Source organism: Actinophytocola sp. (assembly GCF_036002505.1).
GTDB lineage: Bacteria > Actinomycetota > Actinomycetes > Mycobacteriales > Pseudonocardiaceae > DASYTH01.
This window is the reverse complement of the sequence record NZ_DASYTH010000354.1, coordinates 1-5,939: the sequence shown is the minus strand read 5'-3', so window position 1 is coordinate 5,939 and position 5,939 is coordinate 1. Positions and strand designations below refer to the sequence as shown.

Sequence of the window (5,939 nt, the reverse complement as noted above, 5' to 3'; positions counted from 1 at the left end):
CGCTCGACGGAGAGCGCGGTTTGCCCGTGCCGCAGCAGCAGGAGCCGCGTGGGGGTGCCGGTGGCGCCGGTCCAGCGGGCGGGGCCGTCAGCCCCGGGCGCTTTTCCCGGGGTGACCCCGGCCTGGGCGTCCATGGCCTCGTTGGCCAGCCGGTCGGCGTGCTTGTTGCGCTCGCGCGGCACCCATTCGTAGCGGACCCGGGCGAACCCGCGCGCCAGTTGCTGCGCCTCGCGGGCCAGCGGCTGCATGGCCGGGTGCTTCACCTGCCAGCGGCCGGACATCTGCTCGACGACGAGCTTGGAGTCCATCCGCGCGGTGACGGTCTCGGCGCCCAGGTCGCGGGCCGCGGTCAGGCCGGCGATCAACCCGCGGTACTCGGCGACGTTGTTGGTGGTCACGCCGATCCCCTCGGCGCGCTCGGCCAGCACCTCACCGGTGGCGGCGTCCCGGACCACCGCGCCGTAGCCGGCGGGCCCCGGGTTCCCGCGGGACCCGCCGTCAGCCTCGAGGATGACCGTCACATTGGCTCGCTCCGCTCGCGGGCGCGGGCCTTCATGCGGTGTCTTCCCTCCTGCGCTGCTCACTCGCTCGTTCCTCGCTCGCTGCGCTGCTCGTCAGTCCAGACACCGCCGGCCCGCGCGGCACACCGCTGTACCCTCACAGGCCGGACTCCGCGGTGCGGACCAGGATCGCGCCGCACTCGTCGCAGGTGACCACCTCGTCGGCGGGAGTAGCAGCGATCCGGGAGATGGCGCTCCGGTCCAGCTCCAGGCGGCAGGCACCGCACCGGCGGGCCCGCAGCAGCGCGGCGCCGATGCCCTTCGCGGCGCGCACCCGGTCGTACATCTTGAGCAGCGGCTCGGGAATCTGCGGGACCAGCTTCGTCCGCTCGGCGTCCCGGCGCGCCTGGGTGGTGTCCAGGTCGGCGAGCGCCTCGTCCCGCCGGCGGGCCGCGTCCGCGAGCGCCTCCTCGGCCTTGGCCAGCTCGACACCGGCGTGCTGGCCGTCCAGCTCGACCGCCTCGCGCCGCTCCATCAGCTCCAGCAGGTCGTCCTCGAGCGTGCTCTGCCGGCGCTCCAGGGTGGCCAGCTCGTGCTCGAGGTCGGTGAGCTGCTTGGCCGAGACGGTGCCGCCGGTGAGCAGGCCGCGGTCCCGGTCCTCCCGGGCCCGCACCGCGTCGATCTCCTTCTCCTGCCGCTTCACCTCGCGGTCGAGATCGGCGAGCGTGGTCTGGACGGCCACCTGGCCGTCCCGCTTGGCCCGCACGGAAAGCTCCGCCGCGGCGATCTCGGCCAGCTCCGGCAGGCTCCGCCGGCGGTGCTCGACCCGGGCAAGCTCGGCGTCGACCTCGGCAAGCTCGAGTAAGCGGCGCTGTACGGCGGGATCGGCTTTCACCCTCTAGTCCCTCCCCGTTCTGGCTGTCGCCGCGCCGAGCGTCCACGGATCGGTGCGGCGGGTGGAGACGTGGATGTCGACGTTACCGCCGATCGAGCTGCGCAGGATGCCCGCCACCTGCTCGCACCACGGCCACTCGCTGGCCCAGTGCGCGACGTCGACCAGTGCCGGCGCGCCGGTGACCGCCAGGTGCTCGCTGACCGGGTGGTGCCGCAGGTCCGCGGTGACGTAGGCGTCCACGCCGGCCGCGGCGGCCACGTGCAGGTAGGAGTCGCCGGCGCCACCGGACACCGCGACCGTCTTGACCGGACGGTCGGGGTCGCCCGCGGCGCGCACCCCGCCGGCCGTTTCCGGTAGCGCGGCGGCCACCCGGTCGACGAACGCGGCGAACGGCTCCGGGGTGGCGAGCGCAGCGAGGCGCCCGATGCCGGTGTCACCGTCCGGGCGCGGGTTCAGCGGCCCGACGACGGTCAGCCCGAGCGCGGCGGCCAGCGCGTCGGAGACGCCGGGGTTGGCCGCGTCGGCGTTGGTGTGCGCGCAGTAGAGCGCGGCGCCGGCCCGGACCAGCCGGTGCACCAGGCCACCTTTCGGAGTGTCGGCCGGGACGCCGTGAACCCCGCGCAGCAGCAGCGGGTGGTGCGCGATGACCAGCTCGCAGTCCCGCTCGAGCGCTTCGTCCACCGTGGACTCGACGGGGTCGACGCAGACCAGGATCCGGGAGACGTCGTCGGCCGGGTCGCCGCAGACGAGTCCGACCGCGTCCCAGTCCTCGGCCAGCGCCGGCGGGTAGGCCAGCTCCAGGATCTCCACGATGGCGCCGACGTTCACGAGATCGCTCCGACGTTCAGCTCGGCTTTGAGCGCGGACAGCAGCGGCGCGCATCGTTCCGGGGAACGGACGGCGACCCGGAGATGGTCGGCGGACAGGCCGGGGAAGGTGTCCGCCCGGCGAACTGCGACGCCGCGCCGGCGCAGCCCCTGCCGGACCCTTTCGCCGCCCTCGACGCGGAGGAGCAGGAACGGCGCGCTGGCGGGCTGCTGCACGGTGACCCCGGGAAGCTCGCTCAGCGCCGCGGCCAGGTGCTCGCGATGCGCGACCAGCTCGGCGGCGGCGAGCTCGGCATCGGCCACGGCGAGCGGCTCGCTGCACGCGGTCACCGCCTCCAGCACCAGGGTGCCGATCGGCCACTGTGGACGGTGGGCGGCCAGGCGGGCGAGCAGATCCGGTGCGGCCAGGGCGTATCCGGCGCGCAGGCCGGGCAGCGCCCAGGTCTTGGTGAGGCTGCGGAGCACGATCAGGCCGGGCACGGTGCCGTCGCCGGCGAGGGACTCCGGCTCGCCGGGGAGGGCGTCCAGGAAGGCCTCGTCCACGAGGAGCACGCGGCCGGGCCGGGCGAGCCGGCGCAGGGTGTCCGCGGGGTGCAGGACGGAGGTCGGGTTGGTGGGATTGCCGACCACCACGAGGTCGGCCTCCGGAGGCACGTCGTCCGGCCGCAGGAGGTAGCCGTGGTCCGACCTGAGGATGACGCGGTACACAGCCAGGCCGGCGTCGCGCAGGGCCGCCTCGGGCTCGGTGAACGCCGGGTGCACGATCGCGGCCAGGCGCGGTTTCAGGTTGGGCAGCAGCGCGAACCCTTCGGAAGCGCCGGCCAGGATCAGGACGTCCTCGGGGCGGCGGCCATGCCGGCCGGCGACGGCGGCGCGCGCCCGGGCGTCGTCCTCGGTCGACGGGTACCGGCCGATCCGGTCCAGCGCCGCGACCAGCCGCTCGACGAGCCACTGCGGCGGCCGCTCACCCTGCACGTTGACCGCGAAGTCCAGCAACCCTGGCTCGGCGTCCACATCGCCGTGGTGCCGCAGCGGATCGGTCGGGTTCAGGGTCATCGCCGCGAGTCTAAGGGGGCGGCCTACCGTGGAACCGTGCGGTTGAGGTTCCTGCTCCGGCCGGGGTGGCTGGTGGTGACGCTGGTGGTGCTGGCGTTCGCCACCGCCTGCTTCACGCTGCTCGCACCGTGGCAGTTCCGCCGCCACCATGAACGCAGCGCCACCAACGCCGCGGTGCAGGCGTCCTTCACCACCGCACCCGCGTCGCTGGGCTCGTTGCCGCCCGGAAGCGAATGGCGGCTGGCCACGGTCACCGGCCGGTACGTCCCGGAGGGCGAGGTGCTGGCCCGGCTGCGCACGGTGCTGGGCGAGCCCGCGTACGAGGTGCTCACCCCGTTCCGCCTGGCCGGCGGCGCGGTCGTGCTGGTCGATCGCGGCTTCCTGCGGCCCAACGACACGTCGGAGGTGGGCGACTATCCGGCGCCGCCCACCGGCGAGGTCGTGCTGACCGCGCGCGTCCGGTCCGACGAGACCGACCCGGAACACCGCGACGCGTTCAGCGACCGGACCAACGGCGGCCGCCGGCAGGTGTACGCCGTGGACTCGCGGACCATGGCGCGCGCGACCGGCCTGCCGATCAGCCCCGGATACCTGCAGCTGCAGGCCGGCAGCCCGGGTGTGCTCGGCCCGCTGCCGCTGCCCGAGCTCGACGCCGGACCGTTCCTTTCCTATGCGCTGCAATGGATCGCGTTCGGCACGATGGCCATCCTCGGCTGGTTGTACTTCACCTGGCGGGAGATCAGGCCGGGCGGCGTGCTGGCCGAGCCGGCACCCCGGCGCCGCTCGGTCGCCCGGCAGATCGCCGACGAGGAAGCCGCCGAACGCGCCAACGCGTAGTGCGCTCTGGCCAACGGAACCTCAGGGGAACGTGACGGCAGCCAGCCACCATCAACCGATCATCCGCACCGTCCGCTGGAACGCAACCACAGCAGTTAATTCCGGAGAGGCGGTCGAGCGCGGCCGCGGATCAGCGCGATCAGGGCGGCCACCGCGGCGGTCAGCCCACCGACCACTCGGGACAGTTCGACGGCCCGGGTGACGTGGCCGGCGTCCGGCATCCGCCCGTCGCCGAGCACCGGCCGCTCCTCCACACCGTGCTCGTACACGGTGCGCCCGCCGAGCCGGATCTCCAAGGCTCCGGCGAACGCCGCCTCGACCTGCCCGGCGTTCGGGCTGGGATGCGCCGCGGCGTCCCGGCGCCACGTCGCCCACGCGCCCCGCGACGACCCGCCGACCACCGGCGCGCCCAGCACCGTCAGCGCCGCCGCCAGCCGCGCCGGCGCCAGGTTCATCAGGTCGTCGAGCCGCGCCGCCGCCCACCCGAACCGCCGGTACCGCGGCGACCGGTACCCGACCATCGCGTCCAGCGTGTTCACCGCGCGGTACCCGAGCAACCCCGGCACGCCCGCCACCGCGCCCCAGATCAACGGCGCCACCACCGCGTCCGACGTGTTCTCCGCGACCGACTCGACCGCCGCCCGGGCCAGCGCCGCCGAGTCCAGCGCTCTGGGGTCCCGGCCGCACAGGTTCGGCAACCGCTTCCGCGCCTCCTCCACCGCGCCCGCGTCCAGCTCGCGCCCGATCGCCGCCCCCTGCACCGCCAGCGACCGCCCGCCGAGCACCGCCCAGGTGGCCACCGCCGTACCCAGCGCCTCGACCACCGGACTCCGCCTTGCGGCCCGTTCCACGACCAGGCCCAGCACGACGGTCGCTCCCGCCAGCACCCCGGTGTAAACGGTCCCCGCCACCCGATGATCGCGGTACAACGCCCGCTCGAGCTTGTGCGAGGCCCGGCCGAACCCCGCCACCGGATGCCACCGCCGCGGATCCCCCAACGCCCCATCCGCCGCGACACCCAACAACAATCCGACCGCGCGCCCCGGGCTCACCTGGTCCTCCTCAGCCCCCCGGCCCGGAAGGATAGCCGCATGAACCTCGTCGTCGTGGTCATGGGTGTCTCCGGCTCCGGCAAAACCACCGTCGGGCGCCTCCTGGCCACCCGGCTGGCCGTCCCCTACGCCGAGGCCGACGATTTCCACCCCGCGGAGAACATCGCCAAAATGTCGTCCGGCACCCCGTTGTCCGACGACGACCGCCGGCCTTGGCTTCAGGCCATTGGCGCCTGGATATCCACCCAATCCGGCGGGGTGGTCACGTGTTCAGCACTGAAACGCCGATACAGAGATATTCTCCGCGCCGCTGGCGAAAAGGTCTGGTTCCTTCACCTGGCCGGTGATCGGGACCTTATCGCTTCCCGAATAGCCGGTCGGACTGATCATTTCATGCCGCCTGCCCTACTCGACTCCCAGCTAGCCGACCTGGAGCCTTTATCCTCCACCGAACCGGGCATTGTGGTGGATATCGCCGAGGCGCCGGAGGATATCGTTGAAACGGTGATTCAGGCGCTTGAAGGTGAGTTTCGGAGTGGGTGACGCTACTGCGGGGGCGCATTTCGGGGTGTGGCTCTCGGGGCAGGGCCGTTTCAAGATCGTTTTGAGCAGCGGCTCAGGCGCGGTACCAGGGCTGATGGCGTGCCGGTGGTGCTGGAACCCCCGCAGCAACCGAGTGTCCACTGTGGAGTGAGTGCGACGAAAGCGTCCTTCCTCACGCTCAGCGTGAGGAAGGCGTCCTTCGCCGCACGACTTCGGAGCCACTGGAGTA

7 protein-coding genes are annotated in these 5,939 nt (G+C 73.3%); 2 read left to right on the top strand and 5 right to left on the bottom strand.

Features of this window, described 5'->3' with window-relative positions; genetic code table 11:
- The 4 genes from VGR06_RS30895 to cobC all read right to left on the bottom strand — a co-directional run.
- The coding region (locus tag VGR06_RS30895; RefSeq protein ID WP_327562693.1) for a reverse transcriptase-like protein at nt 1–521 on the bottom strand (521 nt) is incomplete at its 3' end.
- A 136-nt stretch (nt 522–657) separates the two neighbouring features.
- Nucleotides 658–1,395, bottom strand: a complete 738-nt coding sequence (locus tag VGR06_RS30890; protein ID WP_327562692.1) for a zinc ribbon domain-containing protein — start codon at nt 1,393–1,395, stop codon at nt 658–660.
- A 3-nt stretch (nt 1,396–1,398) separates the two neighbouring features.
- Nucleotides 1,399–2,223, bottom strand: a complete 825-nt coding sequence (locus tag VGR06_RS30885; protein WP_327562691.1) for a Nif3-like dinuclear metal center hexameric protein — start codon at nt 2,221–2,223, stop codon at nt 1,399–1,401.
- Nucleotides 2,220–3,278, bottom strand: coding sequence for an Rv2231c family pyridoxal phosphate-dependent protein CobC (gene cobC, locus VGR06_RS30880; RefSeq protein ID WP_327562690.1), 1,059 nt, complete (start codon nt 3,276–3,278; stop codon nt 2,220–2,222). Before cobC ends, VGR06_RS30885 begins: the two co-directional genes overlap by 4 nt.
- 36 nt (nt 3,279–3,314) lie before the next feature.
- Here cobC and VGR06_RS30875 point away from each other — a divergent pair, with 36 nt between their 5' ends.
- Nucleotides 3,315–4,115 (top strand): SURF1 family protein, encoded by an 801-nt coding sequence (locus VGR06_RS30875; RefSeq protein WP_327562689.1) that lies wholly within the window; start codon nt 3,315–3,317, stop codon nt 4,113–4,115.
- A 95-nt stretch (nt 4,116–4,210) separates the two neighbouring features.
- Here the strand turns inward: VGR06_RS30875 and VGR06_RS30870 are convergent, their stop codons facing one another.
- Nucleotides 4,211–5,167, bottom strand: a complete 957-nt coding sequence (locus tag VGR06_RS30870; protein ID WP_327562688.1) for a cobalamin biosynthesis protein — start codon at nt 5,165–5,167, stop codon at nt 4,211–4,213.
- A 39-nt stretch (nt 5,168–5,206) separates the two neighbouring features.
- On the opposite strand from VGR06_RS30870, the gene VGR06_RS30865 reads away from it, so the two are divergent.
- The gene (locus tag VGR06_RS30865) at nt 5,207–5,710 is read left to right on the top strand and encodes a gluconokinase (RefSeq protein ID WP_327562687.1); all 504 of its coding nucleotides are present in this window, start codon (nt 5,207–5,209) and stop codon (nt 5,708–5,710) included.
- Nucleotides 5,711–5,939: the final 229 nt, after the last annotated feature.